The organism is Pseudomonas segetis (genome assembly GCF_900188155.1).
Taxonomy (GTDB): Bacteria; Pseudomonadota; Gammaproteobacteria; order Pseudomonadales; family Pseudomonadaceae; genus Aquipseudomonas; species Aquipseudomonas segetis.
Map to the genome: position 1 here is coordinate 992,096 of NZ_FZOG01000001.1, position 23,506 is coordinate 1,015,601.

23 protein-coding genes are annotated in these 23,506 nt (G+C 56.3%); 14 read left to right on the top strand and 9 right to left on the bottom strand.

The features are described 5' to 3' along the window. The first annotated feature begins 80 nt into the window (after nt 1–80). Genes CHB79_RS04605 through CHB79_RS04615 form a run of 3 tightly spaced genes read left to right on the top strand, consistent with a single transcriptional unit; the run spans nt 81 to nt 3,951 of the window. Entirely contained in the window at nt 81–998 is a 918-nt protein-coding gene (locus tag CHB79_RS04605) for an AAA family ATPase (protein ID WP_010483706.1), read from the top strand. Beyond that, entirely contained in the window at nt 995–1,972 is a 978-nt protein-coding gene (locus tag CHB79_RS04610) for a DUF58 domain-containing protein (protein ID WP_089359023.1), read from the top strand. Before CHB79_RS04605 ends, CHB79_RS04610 begins: the two co-directional genes overlap by 4 nt. Further along, on the top strand, nt 1,969–3,951 hold the full coding sequence (locus CHB79_RS04615; RefSeq protein WP_089359024.1) for a transglutaminase TgpA family protein: 1,983 nt from the start codon (nt 1,969–1,971) through the stop codon (nt 3,949–3,951). Before CHB79_RS04610 ends, CHB79_RS04615 begins: the two co-directional genes overlap by 4 nt. Before the next feature lie 21 nt (nt 3,952–3,972). On the opposite strand, the gene CHB79_RS04620 is transcribed toward CHB79_RS04615, so the two are convergent. Further along, on the bottom strand, nt 3,973–4,293 hold the full coding sequence (locus tag CHB79_RS04620) for a hypothetical protein (protein WP_089359025.1): 321 nt from the start codon (nt 4,291–4,293) through the stop codon (nt 3,973–3,975). 227 nt (nt 4,294–4,520) lie between these two features. On the opposite strand from CHB79_RS04620, the gene CHB79_RS04625 reads away from it, so the two are divergent. Both CHB79_RS04625 and CHB79_RS04630 read left to right on the top strand, forming a co-directional pair. Then, the gene (locus tag CHB79_RS04625; protein WP_089359026.1) at nt 4,521–5,294 is read left to right on the top strand and encodes a CHAD domain-containing protein; all 774 of its coding nucleotides are present in this window, start codon (nt 4,521–4,523) and stop codon (nt 5,292–5,294) included. Nucleotides 5,295–5,480: 186 nt separating this feature from the next. Then, the gene (locus CHB79_RS04630) at nt 5,481–6,281 is read left to right on the top strand and encodes an acyl-CoA thioesterase (RefSeq protein WP_089359203.1); all 801 of its coding nucleotides are present in this window, start codon (nt 5,481–5,483) and stop codon (nt 6,279–6,281) included. Here the strand turns inward: CHB79_RS04630 and CHB79_RS04635 are convergent. From CHB79_RS04635 to CHB79_RS04650, 3 genes are all read right to left on the bottom strand, one after another. Then, complete coding sequence (locus tag CHB79_RS04635; RefSeq protein ID WP_089359027.1) at nt 6,265–7,857, bottom strand: GGDEF domain-containing protein; 1,593 nt, start codon at nt 7,855–7,857, stop codon at nt 6,265–6,267. The genes CHB79_RS04630 and CHB79_RS04635 overlap by 17 nt on opposite strands. Nucleotides 7,858–7,863: 6 nt before the next feature. Further along, complete coding sequence (locus CHB79_RS04640; RefSeq protein WP_141133415.1) at nt 7,864–8,307, bottom strand: putative pterin-binding protein; 444 nt, start codon at nt 8,305–8,307, stop codon at nt 7,864–7,866. A 588-nt stretch (nt 8,308–8,895) separates the two neighbouring features. Beyond that, nucleotides 8,896–9,720 carry a TatD family hydrolase gene (locus CHB79_RS04650; protein WP_089359029.1) on the bottom strand — a complete coding sequence of 275 codons (825 nt, stop codon included), beginning with the start codon at nt 9,718–9,720 and terminating at the stop codon, nt 8,896–8,898. 324 nt (nt 9,721–10,044) lie between these two features. Here CHB79_RS04650 and CHB79_RS04655 point away from each other — a divergent pair, with 324 nt between their 5' ends. From CHB79_RS04655 to CHB79_RS04665, 3 genes are all read left to right on the top strand, one after another. Beyond that, the gene (locus tag CHB79_RS04655) at nt 10,045–11,454 is read left to right on the top strand and encodes an MltF family protein (protein WP_089359030.1); all 1,410 of its coding nucleotides are present in this window, start codon (nt 10,045–10,047) and stop codon (nt 11,452–11,454) included. Nucleotides 11,455–11,553: 99 nt separating this feature from the next. Beyond that, complete coding sequence (locus CHB79_RS04660) at nt 11,554–11,988, top strand: DoxX family protein (protein WP_010483728.1); 435 nt, start codon at nt 11,554–11,556, stop codon at nt 11,986–11,988. A gap of 291 nt (nt 11,989–12,279) precedes the next feature. Beyond that, nucleotides 12,280–12,594, top strand: a complete 315-nt coding sequence (locus CHB79_RS04665; RefSeq protein WP_010483730.1) for a hypothetical protein — start codon at nt 12,280–12,282, stop codon at nt 12,592–12,594. 12 nt (nt 12,595–12,606) lie between these two features. On the opposite strand, the gene greB is transcribed toward CHB79_RS04665, so the two are convergent. Genes greB through CHB79_RS04680 form a run of 3 tightly spaced genes read right to left on the bottom strand, consistent with a single transcriptional unit; the run spans nt 12,607 to nt 16,335 of the window. Beyond that, on the bottom strand, nt 12,607–13,104 hold the full coding sequence (gene greB / locus CHB79_RS04670; protein WP_089359031.1) for a transcription elongation factor GreB: 498 nt from the start codon (nt 13,102–13,104) through the stop codon (nt 12,607–12,609). Between the two features lie 43 nt (nt 13,105–13,147). Then, nucleotides 13,148–15,652, bottom strand: coding sequence for an ABC transporter permease (locus CHB79_RS04675; RefSeq protein ID WP_089359032.1), 2,505 nt, complete (start codon nt 15,650–15,652; stop codon nt 13,148–13,150). Further along, nucleotides 15,652–16,335 (bottom strand): ABC transporter ATP-binding protein, encoded by a 684-nt coding sequence (locus CHB79_RS04680; protein WP_089359033.1) that lies wholly within the window; start codon nt 16,333–16,335, stop codon nt 15,652–15,654. The genes CHB79_RS04675 and CHB79_RS04680 overlap by 1 nt, the downstream gene beginning before the upstream one ends. Nucleotides 16,336–16,345: 10 nt before the next feature. Between CHB79_RS04680 and CHB79_RS04685 the strand changes: the two genes are divergently transcribed. The 3 genes from CHB79_RS04685 to CHB79_RS04695 all read left to right on the top strand — a co-directional run bounded on the left by CHB79_RS04685 (nt 16,346) and on the right by CHB79_RS04695 (nt 18,429). After that, on the top strand, nt 16,346–16,963 hold the full coding sequence (locus tag CHB79_RS04685) for an arylesterase (RefSeq protein WP_089359034.1): 618 nt from the start codon (nt 16,346–16,348) through the stop codon (nt 16,961–16,963). A 63-nt stretch (nt 16,964–17,026) separates the two neighbouring features. Next, nucleotides 17,027–17,308 (top strand): hypothetical protein, encoded by a 282-nt coding sequence (locus tag CHB79_RS04690; RefSeq protein WP_010483740.1) that lies wholly within the window; start codon nt 17,027–17,029, stop codon nt 17,306–17,308. A gap of 158 nt (nt 17,309–17,466) precedes the next feature. Continuing rightward, the gene (locus tag CHB79_RS04695) at nt 17,467–18,429 is read left to right on the top strand and encodes a L,D-transpeptidase family protein (RefSeq protein WP_089359035.1); all 963 of its coding nucleotides are present in this window, start codon (nt 17,467–17,469) and stop codon (nt 18,427–18,429) included. Between the two features lie 121 nt (nt 18,430–18,550). Here CHB79_RS04695 and CHB79_RS04700 read toward each other — a convergent pair whose 3' ends face one another. Then, nucleotides 18,551–18,802: an Lpp/OprI family alanine-zipper lipoprotein gene (locus CHB79_RS04700; protein WP_010483743.1), complete on the bottom strand. Its 252-nt coding sequence runs from the start codon at nt 18,800–18,802 to the stop codon at nt 18,551–18,553. A gap of 318 nt (nt 18,803–19,120) precedes the next feature. Between CHB79_RS04700 and CHB79_RS04705 the strand changes: the two genes are divergently transcribed. The 3 genes from CHB79_RS04705 to CHB79_RS04715 all read left to right on the top strand — a co-directional run bounded on the left by CHB79_RS04705 (nt 19,121) and on the right by CHB79_RS04715 (nt 22,130). Beyond that, on the top strand, nt 19,121–20,497 hold the full coding sequence (locus tag CHB79_RS04705; protein WP_089359036.1) for a GntP family permease: 1,377 nt from the start codon (nt 19,121–19,123) through the stop codon (nt 20,495–20,497). A 70-nt stretch (nt 20,498–20,567) separates the two neighbouring features. Continuing rightward, the gene (locus CHB79_RS04710) at nt 20,568–21,833 is read left to right on the top strand and encodes a hypothetical protein (protein ID WP_089359204.1); all 1,266 of its coding nucleotides are present in this window, start codon (nt 20,568–20,570) and stop codon (nt 21,831–21,833) included. An 18-nt stretch (nt 21,834–21,851) separates the two neighbouring features. Continuing rightward, nucleotides 21,852–22,130, top strand: a complete 279-nt coding sequence (locus CHB79_RS04715; protein ID WP_010483749.1) for a GNAT family N-acetyltransferase — start codon at nt 21,852–21,854, stop codon at nt 22,128–22,130. Nucleotides 22,131–22,259: 129 nt separating this feature from the next. Here CHB79_RS04715 and CHB79_RS04720 read toward each other — a convergent pair whose 3' ends face one another. After that, the gene (locus CHB79_RS04720; protein WP_010483751.1) at nt 22,260–23,336 is read right to left on the bottom strand and encodes a 3-deoxy-7-phosphoheptulonate synthase; all 1,077 of its coding nucleotides are present in this window, start codon (nt 23,334–23,336) and stop codon (nt 22,260–22,262) included. Between the last annotated feature and the right edge of the window lie 170 nt (nt 23,337–23,506).

Below are 23,506 nucleotides of genomic sequence, written 5' to 3' on the forward strand. Positions count from 1 at the left end.
TCGTGAGCAAAGGTTACATAGCCCTTTGCCGCAACTGCGGCTGCCAGTAGCATCAGGTTAACTTGTCGTGGGAGTTCATGATGCGCAGCCAGTTGGATGCCTGCCTGAGCGCAGTCAACGAAATACTCTTGGGTAAAGAGCAGCAGGTCAGGCTCGCGCTGGCTTGCTTGCTTGCGCGTGGCCATCTCTTGATCGAGGACTTGCCCGGCATGGGCAAGACCACGCTGAGCCAGGCCTTGGCCAAGGTGCTTGGGCTGAGCTTTCAGCGGATTCAGTTCACCTCTGACTTATTGCCTGGCGACATTCTGGGGACCTCGGTGTTTGATAAGGACACCGGGCAATTTGTCTTTCACCAGGGGCCGATCTTTGCCGAACTGGTCCTGGCGGACGAGATCAACCGCGCCACGCCGAAAAGCCAGAGTGCGTTGCTTGAGGCCATGGAGGAGGGCCAGGTCACCATCGAGGGCGCAACCCGCGCCTTGCCCGATCCATTTTTTGTAATCGCCACCCAGAACCCGGTTAGCCAAGGCGGGACCTTTGCCTTGCCGGAGTCTCAACTCGATCGTTTCCTGATGCGCTTGTCCTTGGGTTATCCCGCCAAGGCGGCTGAAAAGGCCTTGTTGATGGGGGATGCACGGCGCAACCTGTTGCCCAGGCTGGCGCCAATACTCGACCACGCACAGTTAGCCCTCTTGCAAGATGAAGTACCAAAGGTCAGGGTCAGCGATGCCTTGGTCGACTATGTATTGCGCCTGGTAGAGGCAACCCGCACCCAGCCTCAGTTTGCCTGGGGGCTGTCTCCGCGGGCCAGCCTGGCATTGTTGGCTGCTGCTCGGGCCTGGGCACTTCTTGAAGGCCGCGAGTATGTGATACCCGAAGATGTGCAGGCTGTCTTGCCCTCGGTTGTGGGTCACCGCCTACGCGAGCGTGCGGACCCAGCGGGCCACAGCGGCGGTACTTTGGTGCAGTGGTTGTTGCGCGAGGTTGCAGCGATTTGATCCAAGGTCTGCAGTCGCGCTGGAACCGTTGGTTGGCCCGGCGCATTCCCCCAGCGAAAAACCTGCGCTTGAGCCAGCGGCAAATATTTATCATCCCATCGCGGGTTGGTGCGATGTTTATCCTGGCGTTGATCCTGATGTTGCTGGCCGCGATCAACTATCAAAACAGCCTGGCCTACGGCCTGACGTTTTTACTGGGCTCGGTCTTTATCGTCGCTATCTTGCACACCTACCTCAACCTGAGTGGCTTGATGCTCAAGTCGGGTCCTGCCGAGCCTGTGTTTGTCGGCGAGCATGCGCGTTTCAACGTACGGCTTGAAAGTGAGCGCCGGGCCCATGAGGCGATTGTGCTGGGTTGGCCCTCCCAAGGCATGCTGCAACTTGATGTGGCTGCGTTGTCGGGAAGTGATGCCGAGCTAGGGTTGCCGGCCACGTCGCGTGGCTGGTTACGCCCAGGCAGGGTGCGGGTTGAGAGCAGATTCCCCTTGGGAATTCTGGTGGCCTGGAGTTGGGTCGATCTGGATTTGCAGCTACTGGTTTATCCGCGTCCGGTTGAGGGCGATTTGCCAATTGGCGCAGGGCTTGGTGATGACCCGCAGGAGCAGGGCGCACGGGCTCATGGCAGTGGTGCCGATGATTTCCAAGGGCTCAGGGCGTACCAGCCGAGTGATTCTAAGCGCCGCCTGCATTGGAAAGCCTATTCCCGGGGGCTGGGCTTATTGGTCAAGGACTTTACCGCACTGAGTGGCCGCGATATCAGCCTGGACTTCAGTGCGCTGGCCAGCGATACCGAGGCCCGTCTGTCACTGCTGTGCTATTGGGTGTTGCAGTTGAGCGAGCGCCAGCAACCGTTTTCACTGGCCTTGCCAGGGGTGTATATCGGCGTTGACAGCGGCGAGCAGCATCGCGACAGATGCTTGCGAGCGCTGACACTATTCGGTTCGAGTTTCGCTGAGCCGGGCGCGCCAGCATGAACAAGCCGCAAAGCATTCCGCGCGTCAGCCTGACATGGCTATTGATTGCCCAGTTGCTGGTCATTATCCCGCACCTTGGTCACTTGCCCCTCTGGGTTGTCGGCCTATGGCTTGGCTGCGCAGCCTGGCGGGTACAGATCTATCGCATGCGCGCCCGGTTTCCCAATGCCTGGTTGAAAGGCGCCTTGATGCTTGCTGCCGGCATTGGTGTCTTTGTTTCACGCGGTAGCCTGGTCGGGCTCGATGCGGGCGTGGTGTTGCTGATTGCCGCTTTTGTCCTGAAACTGGTCGAGGTGCGTACTCGCCGTGATGCCCTGGTGCTTATCTTTCTGGGCTTCTTTACCGTTGTTACCGCCTACTTGTTCGATGACAGCATGCTTTCCGCCATTTTCAGCCTGTTGCCGGTTAGTGCCTTGCTGGCGGCGATGATCGGGCTGCAACAAAGTACGCTGGCCACGCGCCCCTGGGCAACGGCGAAACTGGCCGGCTCACTGCTGCTGCAAGCCTTGCCGTTGATGCTGCTGTTGTTTTTGTTCTTCCCGCGGATGGGGCCTTTATGGTCGCTGCCTGGGGCCAACGCAAAAGGGGTCACCGGTCTTTCGGACAGCATGGCGCCGGCGGATATTGCCGAGCTGAGCCAGTCCAGTGAACTGGCGTTTCGCGCCAGCTTTGAGGGGCAACCGCCGCCACGGAATCAGCTCTACTGGCGCGCGCTGACACTGGATCGTTTTGACGGCAGACGTTGGTCACAGTCGGGATTTGCACGGTTGCCACTGCAGCCGTCGTGGCGAAAGCAGGGCGAACCTATCAATTACCAGATCGTCATGCAGCCAAGTGCCAGGCCCTGGTTGTTTAGCCTGGATGTGGCGCAGACCAGCCTTGAAGGCACGCGCATGATGAGTGATTTCCGTCTGCAGCGAAAACAACCGGTGGATCGCTCCCTGCTGTACAATCTGACTTCATGGCCACAGGCGCTGCTGGAGCCGGCAGCCTCGACAGAGACTTTGCGACGCGCATTGCAGCTGCCGGACGGTGGTGATCCACGCAGCCGCGCCTGGGCACGGCAACTCAAGCAGCAATACCCGCAAGACGAGCAATTGGTGCAAGCGGTGCTGCGCAACTTCAATCGCCAGCCGTTTCACTACACATTGCGCCCCAAAGCGGTTGGGGTTAACAGCATTGATGATTTTCTGTTCGAAACCCGTAGCGGCTTTTGTGCTCACTACGCGGGATCCATGACCTTTGTTTTACGTGCAGCGGGGATTCCGGCGCGGGTGGTTGCGGGCTATCAAGGTGGTGAGCTTAATCCGTCTGGCAATTATCTGCAGGTCCGCCAGTTCGATGCGCACGCCTGGGTGGAATACTGGCAGGCGGGTAAGGGTTGGCTTCGCGTTGACCCGACATTTGAAGTTGCGCCGGAACGTATCGAACTGGGACTGGAAGAAGCCGTGGCGGGGGAAAATAGCTTCCTGGAAAAATCGCCATTTTCACCACTGCGCTATCGGCAGTTGGCGTGGCTCAATCAATTCAGGCTTGCCTGGGATCAAGTCAATTACGACTGGCAACGCTGGGTGCTGGGTTATCAAGGCGCGCAGCAACTGGAGTTGTTTCAGCGCTGGTTCGGCAAGGTCGATGGCCGCTGGTTGGCCTTGTGCCTGGTCGGTGGTGGCGCCATTGTGCTGGCTTTGATTGCGCTGTTTCTGTTCAAACCATGGCAGCACCAGCGGGATCAGCAGCAGAGAGTTTTCAGGCGTTTTGAACGCTTGTTGGCGCGCCACGCACTCGTTCGCCAACCGGCAGAAGGGCCACGAGACTTCGCCCGGCGTGCTGCGCAAGCCTTGCCGGGCCAAGCCAGGCAGATCCAACAGTTCGCCAGGGCTTTCGAGGCCCAGCGCTATGGCGGTCAAGGCCAATCCCTGGCGATTCTTGAACAGCATCTTCGGGCGTTGCGTAGGGCATTGCCTTGGCGTTTGACCTAGCGTTGAGCGAGTTGGACTCAATCAGCAGCTCAGGAAAAAACGGTTTATGGCCGCAATCAAGCCTATTGTCGTGCAGGCCAACAGTGTCAGTAGCCCTGCCGCCAGGCTTGCACGCTTGATTGCCAGGCTGTGCTTGCGTGAATAGCGCCAGGCAAAGCCCATGGCAACCAACCCCAGCAGCAACCCCAGGGCTATGACTGCCCAGCCCATGGCCAGGCTCAGCTGGCTTGTCTCGGCAAATTCGGGCGGACACTGGCTTGTCGCAAAAGCGGCGAGGCTGAATCCGCCGCTACCGGCGCCAGCCAACGTGGGGCCAAGGCCGCGAAGCCTAATCGGTTTCATCAAACTAACTTGCCTGTCGGGAGCAAAGCTCAAGCATAAACCGCTGTGCGGATGATTTCTGCAAGCCAGTGCAGGCGCGCTGCAAAACCTTTTGTGACGAATGTCGACTTGTAATGCCGCAGGAGCCAAGCAAGGATGAGATTTGGCTGCAGCAGTCGTCGCTGTGGTCTTGGGGCTGGGCGTATTGGCTTGCGCCAGGCTGGAGTTGCTTGTCGAGGAGAATCGCAATGTCAGCATTTGCTGATCGTATCAGCGCCCAGGTCTTGAAACGCCAGGTCAGTCTATTTGCCTGCGCGGCGCGTATGCAGGCTTGCACTGATGTTGAGGCATTGCATGACTTGCGTATTAATTTGCGCCGTTTGCGCAGTTTGCTCAAACCATTGCGAGGATTGCCCGCCTGCGATCAATTGCAACTGCATGCGGCGCAGTTGGGCAAGTTGACTGGCCCGGTGCGTGAGCTTGAGGTGCTTGTGGCTGAGTTGCAGCGCAAGCAACAAGCGTCGGGGCCTGTCGAGCAGCGCCGTCAACGGGTGGTCGACGGCTACCTGCAAACGCTGCGCAGTGATCAATTGTCCGCATTCTGGCAGGCCCTTGACGACTGGTCCGTGCAATGGCGACTCGCTGAGCGGGACGGCTCGTTAAAGCGGGTCGAGTCTAAGCTTGAGTCACGGCTGATTAAGGCCCAACGCCGGTTGGTTGAGGCCCTGGCTGATCCGTTGCATGACTGGCATGACCTGCGCTTGCTGGTCAAGCGCGTGCGCTACAACGCCGAGGCTTACCCCAAGGTAGCAAGACTCGATCGCCCTGGTCAGAAAGCACTAAAACAGGCTCAGGAAGCGCTGGGGCAATGGCATGACCTGTTGCAGTGGTTACTGCTCAGTGAAACTGAAACAGACTTGGCGTCTTGCGTGTCTTCTTGGGAGGCAGATTTACTCAGTGCCGAGATAAAGGTTGCCAAGGCGCTGGCGAGCTTAAGGAAAAGACTGCTCGCAAATGAATGAGCAGGAGCAGGGCTAAGCAGTCAAATGAGCGGTTTATCCGGACATCTGATTAATCGCTATCTGGCTGCATCCAGCGTCAACTCTGGAACTGGCTGAAAAGAGCCATCACCGATACTGGCATCGCTACTTTCGTGTACGTCTGGTTTTCCCGTAGGATCAGCTTCACTCTGAATCCTCGAGATGCTTATGACGACCTTCTCCTCATTGCTCCAAGCCGTGCGTGGCAACCCCGCCAATCTGGTGATCCCGGAACTTTGGGGGCAGGGGCGAGCAAGCTTTGGTGGCTTGGTTGCCGCATTGGTCTATGAAACCATGAAGGCGCAGGTGGTTTCCGGGCGCCCCGTGCGTTCCTTGGCTGTGACCTTTGTTGGCCCTGCCGAGCCTGGTGTTCCTATCAGTTTCGAGGCCGAAGTACTGCGTGAGGGGCGGGCGGTAAGCCAGGTACTGGGCCGCGCTGTGCAGAACGGGCAGGTCGTGACATTGATCCAGGGCAGTTTTGGCGGCCCCCGTGATTCGGTTATCAGTGTTGAGGCCGAGCCTGCACCGCAGGTCAAACCGGCCAAAGACTGCCAGGAACTGCCTTATATACCCAAGGTTACGCCAGAGTTCACCCGGTATTTAGCGATGCGTTGGGCCATCGGCGCCATGCCGTATACCGGTAAGCCCGAGCGGCAAATGGGCGGTTGGGTGCAACTTCGGGGTGAAGAGCAGCCTCAGGCTGTTACCGAAGCTTATTTATTGGCGTTGGTCGATGCCTGGCCACCCGCGGTACTGCCGCACTTGAAGACGCCGGCGCCTGGCAGCACCCTGACCTGGACCATTGAATTTGTCCAGCCGCTCAAGCAATCAAGCACCGATGACTGGTTCTTGTACCGGGCACATATTGAATACGCGCGAGATGGCTATGGCCATGTGGCAGCGGCATTGTGGTCCGATGACGGGGACTTGCTGGCAATCAGCCGGCAGACAGTTACAGTTTTTGCCTGAAAGCGGCTTCGCCAGCGGTTTCGAGCCGGTTGCGCCCGTTGGTCTTGGCTTGGTAGAGCGCGCTATCTGCTCGTCCCAGCAAGTGGTCGAGACTCTCCTGTGACGTGTTCATCGCCAACCCGATGCTGACGGTCATGCTCAATGTATTCTGACTGGGCAGCAGGACCTGCATGTTCTCGATGTTCTTGCGCAGGCGTTCGGCGACTTGCCGAGCCTGAGTGAAATCTGTCTCGGGCAACAATATGGCGAATTCTTCACCGCCCAGGCGGCCAAGAACATCAACTTCACGCAAACCGTTAACCAGGGTTTGCGCTGCCGCTTGCAGTGCCAGATCGCCGACTTGGTGGCCGTGCACATCATTGATCTGTTTGAAGTGATCGATATCGATCATCAGGGCGGCACATTGGCGTCTGTAACGATGGTTGAGCTTGAGAGAATCTTCCGCCAACTGCATGAATGCGTGCCTGTTGTTGATGCCGGTCAGGCTGTCGGTGTTGGCGAGGGTCAGAAGTTCTTGTTCCATCTGTTTGCGCACGCTGATGTCGTAAGACCAGATCAGGTAGGAGGTACGTCCAATCTGATCCAGGACGCGGCCTGAAACCACTCCCCAATAGGGCTGCTCTCCTGCCAGAAGTGCTTCCCAATCGTTGATTTGGCGCCTGGCTTCAAGGGCTTCATGAAAGCGCTCACCTTCACCAGGATGCGCAAATAATGCATTGATGGAGAAGTCTTGCTGTTGCTTGATGCCGCTGCGCTTGAGCAGGCGCTCGTTGACAAAGTGCACCTGGCTATCCTTGGCGTTCAACAGGGCAACATCGCTGGGGCTGGCCTCAAGTATGTAGTTGAGCAATGCCTGCTCCTCGGATAGCTCCTGGGTCCGCTCTTCGACCCGCGCTTCAAGGTTCTGATTAAGATCGCCCAGGCGTAACGAGAGCTGCCGAACCTGCAGGTAACTGACGATCAATCGGGCAACCAGGAGCGCACTGCCGATGAGCAGTCCAAGCAGCGACCAGCCCAGGTAGAGAAAGCTCGAATGCAGCTTCTGGCGGTCATCGTCCAGTTCATTGGATAGCGATATGTTGGCTGAAACCAGGACGTCGATCATGGGCTCAAGCAGGCCAGGAAGTTGCTGTGAAATTTCATCTGCAATAATGTCCGCGCCTATGGGGTCGCCCCAGGCGGCTCGTTCATCCCAGTCTTTGCTGAGTTGAATGACTTGATTGAGGGCCTGTTCGGCCGAGGGCCTTCTGACGGGGAGAAAACGGAACACATGTTGTTTTTCAAAGGTTCGGGTAATGCTGCGTAAAACCTGTATCTGTACGGTCAGGTCATCAGCACTGATATTGCCCTGCTTGTAGGCAAGCGCCGCTGAGAGTGTGCGGCGTATTTGTGCATTGGCTTGGTGTGAACGCCACAATTCGCTGTGCAGCGCCGGCGTCGCGAGGGTTTCGGCCTGTCTTACAACCATCCATAGGGCACTGCCAACGATAACGGCCATCACCAGCACCAAGACCACCAGGACCGCCATCATGCGTCTTTGGTTCGCTTGAAAACGTGCAACATCAGTATTTGGCATCGATGGTCACTCGTTAATGAGGCTAATCTTGCTCAGTTGCCAAATTGAGCGGTTGAAATATACCTGCGCATTGAGTTCTGGGAATAGGTCAAAAGGATAGATCAGGTAGAGCGGCCCATACTCCGAGATGGGCATCGATTTACCATTACGCAAATAGGCGATTATGGGGTTGAAACGTTGAATATCTTCCCGTGGGACCATCACCGAGTACATATTCAGCGCGTCGAGTCGAAGGTATGAATAACTGTCCGGTGCTATGTTCAGGTGAGTCAGCAGGTAACCTAGATCAACCCCGGTCCACTCAACGACAGTGCTGTCATTTGGCTCGCTGGTCGTTAGCACGCGCTTGGGCATGCTTGTCAGGTCGTTGAGGCTGAGGTTTATCGAATGCCCGTCGTTCAGCTGTACGGATAGGGCAGGACGGCTTGGCGGGTAGGCAGGAGCAGCCAATACGCCGCTGGTAGCACCAAGGCAACAGACTAAAAAGCCAAAAAGCGTTAGCCGAAAGAGCCGCACAGTTAAATCCTTGTGTGAAGTACAACGCCAATTGATTTCAAAATATAGCGCTAATACCAAGGAGCGTGGCTGCTTGGGATAACAAGATCACTCCCTTCTGTTCCGTACGCTCAGTCACGGTCAGGCATGAGTCTAGCTTTAAATCGGTGAGTTGATTTATCCAACTGGCCTTAGCAGAAGTTGCTCCCAGCATGGGCGTCACTTGCTTGGGTGAAACTCAATGCTTGCCGATGTATAGCATAAGCTGCTGACAAGCCGATCACGCCCAGAAAAAGAGGCACGATGCTAGCTGTATACAGGGCGTTGGCAGTGACAAACAAAGCCGAAGCAGCCAAGGCGCCTGGGATCAGCAGTTGGAGGCTGACGCCAGCTTCTGGGCTGTTTGAAGCTTGGCGGGCAGCTTTAGGCCGGGACATGATGGTTGATCTCCAATAGGGTTTTGATAACCCTATGGAATTGCGGCTGCTGCGACGAATTGCTTGTCGCTATCAAATATATAGCGCCAGGCAATCTATTGGCGGGTTAGTCAGTGGTGCTTGCCATTTTCAATGCAGGCAAGCGGAAGAAAGCCTGGGCGGTTGCGCTGGTGTGCGCGGCAAGGGATTCAATTGTCTCGCAGCGATGTTCGGCTACAGTCTTCAATGTTTCGGTCAGGTAGGCCGGTTCATTGCGACCATTCTTGGGCTTGGGCCGCAAGGTACGTGGCAGCAGGAAAGGGGCGTCACTCTCTAGCATTAGGCGTCCCTGGGGTATTTCCCGGACCAGGGGCTGCAAGTGAGTGCCACGGCGTTCGTCACAGATCCAGCCAGTGATGCCTATATGCAGATCAAGGTCGAGGTAGTTGAACAGGGCGCGTTTCTCGCCTGTAAAACAGTGCACCACCGCTGCTGGCAGCTGGTCGCGATAATCTGTGAGTATTTCGAGCAAACGCTGGCTGGCATCGCGTTCATGCAGGAAAACCGGCAGCTTTAGCTCGACTGCCAGCGCCAAGTGTTCCTCAAGGACTTTTTCTTGTTGGGGACGAGGTGAAAAATCACGATTAAAGTCGAGTCCGCATTCGCCTACGGCACGCACCCGCTGGTGCGCTAGCAGCGTTTTTAGCTGGCTGGCGCTGTCACTGTTCCAACTGCTGGCATCGTGGGGGTGGATACCGGCTGTACTGAACAGTCGGCTTTGGCTTTCATCGTGCTCCTCGCAGAGTTTTATGGCCTGTTCACTTTCAACCAGGCTGGTGCCGGTCAAAAGCAGTTGTGCCACGCCTGCGGCGTAGGCGCGATCGAGAACCGCAGCGCATTGTTCAGCTAGGCTGGGATGGGTGAGATTGACGCCGATGTCAGTGAGCTGCATGGTGCTACCCAGTTGATGTGATCCATAAGAATATCAGAGCTTTGTGTTTTATTAATAAATCCTTATAAAACATTAGCTTGTAAGTTTATTGTGATGTTGCTTGCTAAGTTGTGCTGGCGGAATTCGAGCGACTGTGAGAGTCTCCGCGGCCGTTTGCGCAGGCTCGGCTGCTATCAGTTAGTTTCGAGCTGACCAATGGCTAGGCCCTGAGGCGTCTTTGAGCAGGTAGCGAGTCAAAACTGTGAGCCGTTTTAACGCAGCTCGCAATATCAAGCCCAGTAGTTATTTAGCGGTTCCCCGATTGGGTCATTGTCCGGAGTGTTAATGCCACGAGTGTTCCTAGTACTGTGCTTGCTACTGCTGCCTTTTACGGCCGTGGCGCGCGTGGCTGGGCCATTGGAAGTGGCAAAACCCTCGGCGTCGCGTGATTTGGCGAGCATTCGCCGGGCCGCTGAGCTGCGTGTATTGGTCAATCAAAGCCGGAACAGCTCGGGTGAAGTGAAAGGGCAAAGCATCGGCGTCGAGTACCATCGCCTGCGAGCCTTCGAGCAGTACCTCAATCGCAATGCCCATGATGGCCGAGCCATCAAGCTAAAGATCATACCCATGGCCAAGGACCAGCTCCTGGGCGCCTTGCAGCGAGGCGAGGGCGACCTGGTCGCGCCGGGTGAACTGTTGAAGGTGCGCACGGCCTCGGCTGTTACCGCAAGTGGTGCCATACGCCGCAACGTCCAGTTAGTCGTAGTCGGGCGTCAGGGGGATCGACGCTACAAGTACCTGGAACAGATGTCAGGGCGAAGTGTTGCCCTGCCAGCGGGCAGCGTGGCGGGTGAGGCGATCAATGAAATCAACGTCCGGCTGATCAAGCGCAACAAATCACCGATCGTGATCGAGTGGGTTGATCCGACATTGGCTGTCGAAGATGTTCTGGAAATGGTTCAGGCCGGAATTTTCACCTCCACGGCTGTGGAGTTGCCAATCGCCGAGCGCTGGAGCAAGGTCATGCCGAAGCTGCGGATTGAGCGGCACTTGGTGTTGTCCAATAATGGCGTGATGCGCTGGTACGTACGTCGCGATGCGCCAATGTTGAGCGCGGCCATTGATCGATTCTTCAACAGCTATCGCGCGCCTGAAGACCAGGACGTTGCATTTCAGCGGATATACCGGCGCCTGTATAAGGTGCACTATCCCTTGGGCCGGGTCGAGCGCAAGCGCCTGGAGCAGGTTCGCCCGGTACTGCAACGCTATGCCAAGCAACTCAATTTCGACTGGCTGGCGTTGGCGGCACTGGCGTTCAAAGAGTCAACCCTCAATCCAAAGGCGCGCGGTAGCGGCGGTGCCACAGGTTTGATGCAGATTACCCCGGTTGCTGCGCGCGCGGTGGGTGTCGGCAATATCACGGTGCTGGATAACAATGTACTGGCCAGCGCCAAGTACCTGGCGATGATTCGCAAGTCCTACTTCAACAGTCCAAAGCTCAACGAGCGTGAGCGCATGGCTTTCGTACTTGCTGGCTACAACATGGGGCCTGCACGCGTACAGAGCATGCGAGCCGAGGCCAAGCGCCGCGGCCTGAACCCGAATCAATGGTTCTTTCAGGTTGAGCGCATCGCCATGGAGCAGGTCGGAATGGGCGTTGTCAGCTATGTTAATAGTGTGAATAAGTACTATCTGGCTTATGACCGCGAACGCTACCTACTGGAGCCTCGCAGCAAAGTCAGTTCAAGGGATTGATCGATTTGTTAGATTTGTTTAATGCTTTTTATGGTTAATTAATATCGAATTAATGGGTTATTATTTGGCTCAACTTAATACCTGACAAGGACTGACAACATGAATGCTCTGATTAAATCCCTAACAACCACCCATGCAGGCTATGGCTTGACAGTACTGCGGGTTATCGTGGGCCTGACCTTTGCTGCCCATGGTTCGCAAAAGTTGTTTGGCTGGTTCGATGGCCCAGGCCTCGAAGGCGTTGGCCAGTGGATGGAAAGCCTGGGCATGACCCCCGGTTATCTGTTTGCATTGCTGGCGGGCAGTGCCGAGTTCTTCGGTGGCCTGGCGTTGATCATTGGCTTGCTGGTTCGTCCGGCGGCGCTGGCTTTGAGCGTGACTATGCTGGTGGCAATTTTCAGCGTACACATCAGCAACGGCTTCTTCATGAGTGCAAATGGCTACGAATTCGCTTTGGCACTGCTGGCAGCCAGTGTTGCTATTTTGATCGAAGGTGCTGGGAAGTTGTCGGTGGATCAGCGCCTTTCCATCTGATCATCCTGACCCGTAAAGCCCGCTACTGCGGGCTTTTTTGTGTGCGATAGTTTTGTTCTACGAATAACTGATTAATCATCAGGTTTTTGTATCGCCTGTATTGACAGCGATAAGCCTGATTCTCTAGGATTCAAACGCGCCGATTTAAACAGCTACTTGCGGGGCGCCGCGGGAATTGCCCAGTGCAACTCTCCGAGAAGACCTTAAAAGGCTTCGAAATACCGCTAAAGCGCTGGTTCGGTGTCGCCTCTCACCGCTGCCCAGCGGGATTTCTGAGGCGGAGACGCGAGCATGAGTTGCCAACCCTATATTCGCTTAGCCCCGATCACATCCGGGCTCATCAAGCGCAACCCTAAAATCTTACTCGGTGGCGTTCATCAACCCACCTTGCTGCGTTACCTGGACGGCTGGCCACGACGTGGCGGTACATCCCGTGCCTTTTTGATCCAATTCGTCGAACCAAGCGATTGCCTGGCGCGCTTTGCCAGCGACAGTTTCGATATGGCCGTGCTGCCTGCAATAGCGGCCGAGCATCTTGATGAGCGGGTCCATCAATTGGTACGGGTGGCGCGGCAGGGCCTGATCACGCGGCGAATCAAACCCTGATATCAGACGAGGCTAGGGATAGTCGATGGCAATCACGTACCAGGTTTTGTCGCCGGTTGGAGCCTGCACCCTGACTTCAGCATCGAGTGATTTACCGATCAGTGCGCGGGCCAATGGCGAGTCGATGCTGATCATATTTTGCTTCAGGTCGAGCTCATCAGGCCCGACGATACGGTAGCGCGCTTCTTTGCCGTCTTCGTCCTCGACCGTGACCCAAGCGCCAAAATAAACCTTGTCTGGATCGCTGGGGCGGGCGCTGACGACCTTCAGGCTTTCCAGGCGTTTGGTCAGGAAGCGCACTCGGCTGTCGATCTCACGCAGCATTTTTTTGCCGTAGGTGTACTCAGCGTTTTCGGAGCGATCGCCTTGGGCGGCAGCTTCGCTGACGGACTGGGTCACCTGGGGGCGGCGCACGTGCCAGAGTTCATGCAGTTCAGCGCGCATGCGGGCTTCGCCTTCAGGTGTGATCAGTGGCGTGCCAGCAGAGCGTGGTGGGCGATAGCGACTCATAAATACCTGTTGTAGACCTTGTCGGCTAAATGACGCGAGTCTATCAACCCTCGCGCAGCACTGTCAGTGGGCTGGCATTCAAGGCCCTGCGGGTACCGAGTATGCCTGCCGATGCAACCAGCACGGCACCGATCACGGGCAAGACCAGTAGCCAGGGGTGCGGATGCCAGGTTAGATCAAATGCATAGCGGTACAGGAGAAAACTGATCAGTTCGCAGCCCAGCGCTGCGAGTAAGCCACTTGCGGCGCCAAGCAGGCCAAACTCAGTGCGCCGGGCCTTGACCAAGAGCTTGCGTTCAGCACCCAGTGCGCGGAGCAGCGCACCCTGACGAATTCGTTCATCAAGGGTGGCCTGTAAGCCGGCAAATAAAACCGCCAGGCCCGCAGCTAATACAAACAACAGGACAAACTCAATCGCCACGGTGACCTGAGCAACAATGCTGCGCAGTTGAGCGAGTAGGGCATCTACCTGGAGCAAGGTGACGGCCGGAAACTGGCGAGCAAGCTCAACCAGCTGGCGATCTTGCTGGGGCGGGAGATAAAAGCTGGTCAAGTAGGTGACAGGTAGGTCCTTTAGCGTGCCGGGTTCGAAAATCATGTAGAAGTTTGGCTGGAAGCTGTTCCAGTTGACTTTACGCAGGCTGGTCACGCGCACATCGCGGCTAAGCCCGCCAACAACAAAGCTGAGTCGGTCTCCCAGCTTCAACTGCATGCTTTCAGCCAGTTCCGACTCGACTGATACGCCGGGCATGTCTTGTGGCTCGCCAGCGTGCCACCAAGTTCCTGCGACCAGCTCATTGTCAGTGGGCAAATCGGCGGCCCAGGTGAGGCTCAGGTCGCGATTAATCGCGCGGTCACCCCGGCTGTCTTTACTGACGATTTGTTGTACCGGCTGATCATTGATTTTGATTAGGCGACCTGGAATAACCGGATATAAATGCGCTGGTTTGGGCGACAGTTCGGCAAGTCGAGCCTCAAAAGCAGCTTTGTGCTCGGGCAGCACGTTCAGGGCAAAGTGGTTGGGAGCATCTTCCGGCAACTGGTCTTGCCAGGTGTCGAGCAGCTCACCGCGTAGCAGTGCGATCAAGGCCATGGCCAGAATGATAAGGCCGAATGCCAGCGATTGCCCCGCCGCTGCAAGTGGGTAGCGCAGCAGTTGCCCCAAGCCAAGCCGCCAAGGCAATGAGGCCCTGGCCAGCACTCTGCGCAGGCTTTTCAAGCCCAGCAGCAACAGGCCACCGAGCAACAATGCGGCAACCAGGCCACCGCCCAACAAGGCGAAGGTCAATTGCAAGTCGAGGCTCAGGCGCCACATGATCAAGCCCAGGGCAAACAGCGCCGCGCCGTAGACCAGCCATGAACTGGCCGGCACTGGCAGCAAGTCGCGGCGCAGTACCCGCAGCGGTGGAACACGCCCCAGGGCGGCCAGCGGCGGCAGGGCAAAACCTGCAAGTGCAACTAAACCGGTTGCCATGCCTGCCAGTGCGGGACCGAAGCTGGCAGATGGAAGGTCGGGCGGAAGCAGCTCTTTGAGTAAATAGAACAGCCCAAACTGGCTTAACCAGCCGAGCAAGGCGCCAATGAGGCTTGCGCTAAGACCGAGTATGGCCAATTGCAGGCCGAACAGGCTCAGCGCTTGACCGCGAGATAGACCAAGGCAGCGCATCAGTGCGCTGGCATCGAAACGTCGAGCAGCAAAGCGAGTCGCGGAAAGCGCCACGGCAACGCCCGCAAGCAGCACGGCGGCCAGGCTTGCAAGGTTGAGGTAGCGTTCGGCCCGGCCCAGAGCACCGCCAATCTGTCGATTGCTGTCGCGGCTGCCTTCGATTTTCTGGTTGGCTTCGAGCTGCGGTTCGATAAGGTTCTTGTAGGCCGCCAGTTGATCCGGGGTACCGCGCCATAGCTCGCGGTATTTGACCCGGCTGCCTGGCTGCACAATGCCCGTTGCGGCCAAGTCGTCAAGATTCATCAAGACCCGTGGCGTCAGGCTGTAGAAATTACCCGCGCGATCAGGCTCATAAGTCAGTACGTGACTTAGCTTCAAGCTTTTGTTGCCGACATCAATACTGTCGCCAATCTTTAGATTTAACGCTGCAAACAAACGCGCCTCGGCCCAGGCATTGCCGGGTGCTGGGCCGCTGCTCGGTTGCTCGGGGCCGTAGAGCTTGTCCGCGCGCTTGAGTTGGCCACGCAAAGGGTAGGCCTTGTCGACCGCCTTGACACTGGCCAGCTGAATGCCAGCGTCGGTGGCAATCACACTTGAGAACTCCACCGTCTGCGCATGATCTAGCCCCTGCGCCTGACCTTGGCTGATTTGTTCATCTGCTGCCGGTGAACTGCCGGAAAGAACCATGTCGGCGGCGAGGAATTCGCTGGCGCGCATCAGCATTCCTTCGTTGAGTCGCGCACTGAAGTAGCCGATTGCGGTGCTGGCCGCGACAGCAATGATCAAGGCAAAGAACAGAATGCGCAGCTCACCAGAATGCGATTCGCGCAGCAGTTGGCGCCAGGCCAGGGCTACAAGGCGGGAGCGGGGAAGTTTGGTCATCAAGGTTCTACTGCGTCGATCAAATGACCGCCTTCAAGGCGAATCAGGCGTTGGCAGCGGTGTGCCAGGCGTTCGTCGTGGGTGACCAGGACCAGGGTGGCGCCACGTTCCTGGTTCAGCTCAAACAGAAGGTCACTGATGCGTTGGCTGGTGTGGCTGTCAAGGTTGCCGGTTGGCTCGTCGGCGAACAGCACATCGGGTTCGGCGGCAAATGCACGTGCAATGGCGACCCGTTGTTGTTCTCCGCCGGACAGTTGGCGTGGGTAGTGCGTCAGGCGATGACCAAGGCCGACCCGTTCAAGCAGCCCGCGTGCACGCTCTCTGGCATCGCGATGACCTTCGAGTTCAAGCGGCAGCATGACGTTTTCCAACGCATTGAGGCTGTCGAGCAATTGGAAGGACTGGAACACGAAACCTGCATGTTCGGCGCGAACCCGGGCTCGTTGATCCTCATCCATTTCCCTGAGATTGTTCCCGGCCAGCTCGACATTGCCGGTACTCGGCAAGTCGAGCCCGGCGAGCAAACCCAGCAGGGTCGATTTGCCCGAACCGGAGCTGCCGACAATTGCCAGGCTGTCACCTGCATTGAGGTCGAGGCTGAGGGCGTGCAATATGCTCAACTCGCCTTCCGCGCTGGGCACCACTTTGCTGAGATTTCGCGCGGTGAGAATACATGAGCTCATGGAGAATCCAATGCGTACAGGGTTTATCGGCGTTGTCCTGATACTGACGGTGTGGATCAGCAATGCATCTGCAGGGACGATATTGGTTGTTGGCGATAGTATCAGTGCTGCTTTTGGCCTGGATACCCGTCAGGGCTGGGTGAATTTGTTGCAAAAACGCATTACCGAGCAAGGTTATGACATAGAAGTGATCAACGCTTCCATCAGTGGTGATACCAGTGCTGGTGGCGCCGCCCGCTTGCCTGGGTTGCTCAAGGAGCATCAGCCGCAATGGGTGATTCTTGAACTGGGAGGCAATGATGGGCTGCGTGGACAGGCACCGAGCCAATTGCAACAAAATCTTGCGGGAATGATTGACCAGTCGCGCGAGCAGGGCGCCAAGGTGCTGCTCTTGGGCATGCGCCTGCCGCCTAATTATGGCCAGCGCTACACCCATGCATTTGCCCAGGTCTTTAGTGATCTTGCCGAGCAGAAATCAGTCTCCTTTGTGCCCTTTTTTCTGGAAGGGGTCGGCGGTGTGCCTGGGATGATGCAGGCCGATGGCCTGCATCCCGGGCTTACGGCCCAGCCGATTCTGCTGGAAAACGTCTGGCCTGAGCTGCAACCACTATTAAATAAGCCTGAATGAGTGTTTGAGGCTTTTCTGAGTCCTGTGTTTCGGATAATGTGGCGCCCCCTTCTGGAGCCCTAAATGCCGCGTATTGCCTGGTCTTTGCATGCCTATAAACTGATCGAACCTGATGAGCAGCTGGACTTGTTCGCCTGTCGGGAGGTGCGTGTGCATTTGGTCGAGCGTCAACTTGAGCTGGGCAATTCGGGTGATCGAACCCTATGTGGCGGCTTCCTGCCTTCGCAGCCACGCTGGCAGCCGCTTGAAAAGGACATGTTGCGTGATAAGCGCCTGTGTCCCTTGTGCAGGCAGATACTTGAGGCCCAGCGCCGTGGCGAGCGCTCCATGCTGCTGCTTGACTGAGCGTCGCCAAGCCATGTGCAAAGGCAACCACTGGCCATTCTGGTTGTCACATCCAGTTAGCTGTTGTCGCTGTACGGGGCTCCCTGTGCTCAATGCCGCGGTGTACAATCGAAATCAGTAACGCACGTTTATCAGTCACCTTCTCCAAGGATTTCCGGATGTTGTCGCACGTATCTGCGGTTTCCCGCTGCCTTTCTGTTGCCGCATTGTTGGTCGCAGGATCTGCAAGTGCTCTTGAGTTTCCATTGCCGCCACCAGGCGATGACATTGTTGGCCAGGTTCAGGTGGTCAAGGCCAAGTACGAAGATACCTTTGCTGATCTTGCGACAGCCAACGACCTCGGTTACTCGGAAATGGTCGCGGCCAACCCGGGTATTGACGCCTGGTTGCCAGGCGAGGGCGCTGAGATCATTCTGCCGACTCGCTTTATCCTGCCGCCAGGTCCGCGCGAAGGCATCGTAATCAACCTTGCCGAATACCGTCTCTATTATTTCCCCAAGGGCAAGGATGTGGTCTACACCTATCCGCTGGGGATCGGTCGTGAAGGCTGGGGTTCGCCAGTTGCCAATGCGCGCATTACTGCCAAGACGCCCAACCCCGCCTGGTACCCACCAAAATCAATACGCGCAGAACATGCCGCGGATGGCGATCCTTTGCCATCGGTGGTACCGCCAGGTCCTGATAATCCGCTGGGCCCGTATAAAATGGCGCTCTCGGTTCCGGGTTACCTGATTCATGGCTCCAACAAGAAATTCGGCATTGGCATGCGTGTCAGCCATGGTTGCTTCCGCATGTTCAATCAGAATGTGTTGGAACTGGCGGCCATGACTTCGGTAGGCACCTCGGTACGTATTATCAACCAGCCCTACAAGTTCGGTCGCAGTAATGGCCGGGTGTACCTGGAGGCGCATGAGCCCCTGGACGATGAGGGCAAGGTATCGGTTATCGACAAGCACACCGCAGTGATCAATACATTGCTCAAGCAGGATGAGTTTGCCAACTTCCGTTTGGACTGGGAGGTGGTGCGTGAAGTTGTGGCGGCGCAAGATGGCTTGCCCGTCGAGATTGCCACCGAGCAGAGTGCACCAATCAATAATGAACAGATCAGTAATCCGTTCTGATTAGGTGCCTGTGTTGAAGCAACCCGTCGCGTGAAACCGGCGGGTTTTTATTTGCACTTGCAAAACCATCGACAAAAAAAGCCGGCCCATAATGGGCCGGCTTTCTTTAGCCTGAAGGCTATTACTTGCGGCTGGCTTTATCCAGCATACGCAGAGCACGCTCATTAGCTTCGTCAGCAGTTTGCTGAGCTTTCTGAGCAGCAGCCATAGCTTCGTCAGCCTTGCGGTAGGCTTCATCAGCACGGGCTTGCGAACGTGCAGCAGCGTCTTCAGTAGCAGTCAGACGAGCTTCAGTTTCTTTAGACATGCTGCTGCAACCAGTAGCCAATACTGCGGCCAAAGCCAGAGCAGACAATTTCAGGACGTTGTTCATTGTGTTCCCCTAAATGTGGAGTTTTTCCATAAAAGCAATTCCCCAGTTATGGGGGATTAGCCGGCGTACATACTACTCATAACCTGTAGTAAGTAAACTGACAAAGTGCAAGTCTAGCCTGTTTTTTTGCGTTTACTCCAGCAATGTGTTTGACGCTTACATCCGTTGTATAAAAAACATACAATCCGCTTGTGGCAAGGCTTCGACAGTGCCCGGCGGTATAAGCTCATTGGCACTCGACGGGCACTCTAAACCGACCACGCTAGGGCTACATTAGTTCACTGAACTGTCATCTAAAAAACAAAAAAGGCAGGGGCTATGCTGGGTAATTTAGGCTTGTTGGTTGCATTGGGGTTACTAATATTCATGGCCTTGCGCGGCGTGAATATATTTATCGCTACGTTATGCAGTTCGATAATAGTTGCGCTCACAAACGACTTGTTAGTGCCCCAGGCGCTGCTCGAGTACTTTCCGTTCGGGCCCCTGGGTGCATTCACCTTTGCCGGTAAATTCTTTGTGCTGTTTCTGTGCGGAGCCATCTTTGGCAAGGCAATGGCTGCCAGCCAGGCGGCCAGCAGCATCGCACAAGCGATCACCCGCTGGCTGGGCGTCAAGCGCACATTATGGGTAACCATGCTGGTATGCGCACTTTTGACCTACGGCGGTGTTGTGGTGTTCGTCGTGATTTTTACCATGTACCCGCTGGGCATAGGTTTGATGCGTGAAGCCAATCTGCCCAAGCGTCTGTTTTGCGCGGCTACTGCCCTGGGAGCCGGTACTTTCACCATGACCGCTTTGCCGGGCACCCCCTCGATTCACAACGTTATCGCCGCCAATGCCTTGGGAACGGATCTGTTTGCAGGGGCCTGGATTGGAGTTGTCGCCTCGGTGATCATGATTGCGCTGGGCATGCTTTATGTGCAGCGTGAGTGGCGGCTGGCTATTGCCAGGGGCGAGGGGTTCGAGTCCAACGCCCAGGATGAACGCATGCAGCAAATCGCAGGAACACCAGGAGCAGGACCTCACTGGGCCTTGGCACTGGTGCCTATCGCCGTGGTGCTCGGGGTGATTTTGTTGCCACGCCTGTTGATGGCTGCCGGAGTCGATGCAGGGGCGGGCGGAGCGCTTGCCGGCTTGCTGCAGTTTAGCCTGCAGCAGCCGATTCTCTGGCCGAGCCTGGCACTGGTAATTGCTACTGCAACTGCCATCATCTTGTTTGCCGGGTTGCGCCGTAACACGCTCGGGATATTGGGGCAGGGGGCAGATGATTCGATCATGCCGCTACTTAATACGGCCGCAGTGATTGGCTTCGGTGGCGTGGTGACTCACACCGCAGGTTTCATGCAGTTTTCGCAGTGGGTGTTATCCCTTGACTTGCCGCCGTTGTTGTCGGTTTTTGCCTCGGTCAGCGTGGTCTCGGCAATTGTGGGGTCGTCTTCTGGCGGCTTGCAGATTTTCATGCAAAGCCTGGCGCCCAGGTATCTGGACATGGGCGTCGAGCCGGAGGTCTTGCACCGTATCGCCAATATATCTGCGGGTGGGCTGGACTCGTTGCCGCATTGCGGTGCGGTGATTGCCATGTTGATGATCATGGGCCTGACCCACAAAAACGCCTACAAAGACATTTTTGTCGTCACCGTGGTGGTCCCCGTCATTGCGGTATTGATCTGCATCGGCATCATAAGTGTGCTGTAAGTCCCTGATTTAAACCATTTGCTTGCTAATATGCGGTGATATTGGATTGATGGCCAGGGGCGGGATGGTTATGGGAAAGCTGATCAAGTGGGGCGTGCTGTCTATTTTGCTGGTGGCGATAATTATCAAGTTATCGCTGTACCTCTCCGTTCGCTCGATCATGAACGATGCCAGGGATCGTTTGGCACCGATTGTTGATATCAGCTATGGCGGTATCACGTCTTCATTCGATGGCCGTGTCGGGCTTGAGGATGTATCCATCCGCATACCCGCTGCTGGCGATAAGTTGCAAATTGCCCACGCAGAGCTGAAGTTCAATGGTCTATCTGAGTTGTTGCGTTTCAAGGAACGCCTGGCAGAGCGCAAGGTTCCCGAGCAACTGGCGGTCAGCATCAAGGGCCTGTCGGTCGATGTGTTTGGCCCGCTTGCTCAGGCGTTTTACCAGCCACCGGCGCAAACCGATATCTACAGTGCCTTGAGTGATGTGGCCTGTGGTGATGTAAAGCATATTGGTGCCAATGAGTTGCTTGATATGGGGTATCGCACCCTTGAAACCGATGGGGAGTTTTCCTATCTGTTCGAGCCATCCGCGCAGAAACTGACTTTCCACCTGGATTCAGATACGCGCGAGATGGGGGCAATGCAGGTCAGCCTGTCGTTGGCGAATATGTCTGATAACCCGGCGGATATTCGCAATAACCCCCCGCGGATCAAACGCCTGAGTGTCGAGTTGAGTGACAACGAGTACCAGCGCAAAGTGCAGACCTACTGTGCCGCCAAGATGGGCTTGACGCCTGAGGCCTATCGAAAGGTTGCCATTGCCAAGGTCGATCAGTCCTTGCGCCATCAACGTGTTGCGCTCAACCAGTCGCTGCTCGATGCATACGCCCGCTACCTGGCCGACCCGCAATCACTGCGAGTCGAGCTGGAGCCAACGGAGGGTATGGTCTGGGACGGCCTGCAGTTCTTTGAGGCCAAGGATGCATTAAGCATGATGCGGCCAACGGTTATTGTTAACCAATCGCTGGTCAAGGATGTTGGCTTTGAATGGGTTGACCCCGTTGCGCTGAAGGTCGCTGCTGCAGACAAGGCCGCGCTGGCCAATGTAGTATCGACAGAGCCTGTTCTGGTTTCGTCAGGTTTCGTGCATGTTGATGCCTTGCCTGATTATATTGGTAGGCGTATGCGTTTTATCACTTATGATGGGATGTATTATCAAGGTGTCTTGACCCGGGTCGCGAACCAAAAGGCCTACCTGACCGTCCAAGGTGGCAACGGCACAGCACAAATGTCGCTGCGCCTGAGAAAGATTGATAAGGTTCGGGTTGAGCAGTAATCCTATTGAGGAGTAGTAATGAGCGAGGCGTTGTCCATTCATCATGACCAGGCTGGTCACCAATTCGAAATCACAGTGGATGGTGATCGTGCCTACTTGGCCTATATGGACCTGGGCAAGCAAACCTTGGACATCTATCGTACCTTTGTGCCCAACAGCTTGCGCGGGCGCGGCATTGCGGCGCAACTAACCGAGCATGCGCTGCAATATGCCGAGCGCATGGGGTACACGGTGATTCCGTCATGCTCCTATGTCGAGCGCTACATGGAGCGTCAACAGCGCTTGAGCAACAACTGATTTTCGATCCAGGTCAGCACTCACAAAAAAGCCGGGATTTCCCGGCTTTTTGCATTGCATCCAGACATGGCGCAGCAACTGTATACATGGTTGCAGCGGTGTAACTGCAACCATGTATAGGTCTGGAACCTAGCCGCGCTGGCGCTTGGGTAGCACATCCTTGAGTTTGGCGTGCATATTGCGCAGGGTCTTCTCCGTGCTTTCCCAGTCGATACAGGCATCGGTAATAGATACACCGTATTTGAGCTGTGACAAGTCTTTGGGGATCGACTGGTTGCCCCAGCCCAGGTGGCTCTCGACCATAAGGCCAACGATGGATTGGTTGCCTTCGAGAATCTGGTTGGCCACGTTGTCCATCACCAGGGGTTGTAGCGCTGGGTCCTTGTTGGAGTTGGCGTGACTGCAATCGACCATGATGTTGGGTGTAATGCCTGCTTTGCTTAGTTCTTGCTCGCAGACTGCAACGCTAACCGAGTCATAGTTGGGCTTGCCGTTACCACCGCGCAATACAACGTGGCCATAGGCATTGCCTTTGGTGGTGACGATCGATACGCCACCTTCCTGGTTGATGCCGAGGAAGCGGTGAGGGCTTGAAACCGACTGCAGGGCGTTGATCGCAACAGTCAGGCCGCCATCGGTACCATTCTTGAAGCCGACCGCTGAAGACAGGCCCGAGGCCATTTCCCGGTGGGTCTGGGATTCGGTGGTGCGAGCCCCGATGGCTGACCAGCTGATCAGGTCCTGCAGGTACTGGGGCGAAATAGGGTCCAGCGCTTCGGTTGCTGTCGGCAAGCCCATCTCGGCCAGGTCGCGCAGCAGGGTGCGGCCAATGTGCAAGCCATCCTGGATCTTGAATGAGTCATCCAGATATGGATCGTTGATCAAGCCTTTCCAGCCCACTGTGGTGCGCGGCTTCTCAAAATAAACGCGCATGACCAGATACAGGGTGTCTGAGACTTCAGCCGCCAGTACTTTCAGGCGTTCGGCATACTCATGGGCCGCTTTAATGTCGTGGATAGAGCAGGGGCCGACAACAATAAACAAACGATGGTCTTTACCATCAAGAATGTTACGCACTACTTCACGGCCAGAGGCGACAGTGCGCAATGCGGCTTCGGTCAGCGGAATTTCACGCTTGAGTTGTTCGGGGGTGATGAGCGTTTCGTTGGAGGCAACGTTAAGGTCATCAATCGGTAAATCAGCCATCGTGCTATTCATCAGTCAGATTCGTCAGGTCACGGGTGCCGGCCGCCAGCGTTCCCCGTGTGGCGGAGCACAGCAATAATGAGCACAGCGGGGAAACAGAACCTTATCGCGTAACAGGCAGACTCGACAATGGTTGAACGCAATTGTGCTGCGGATTAATCGCGACTCTG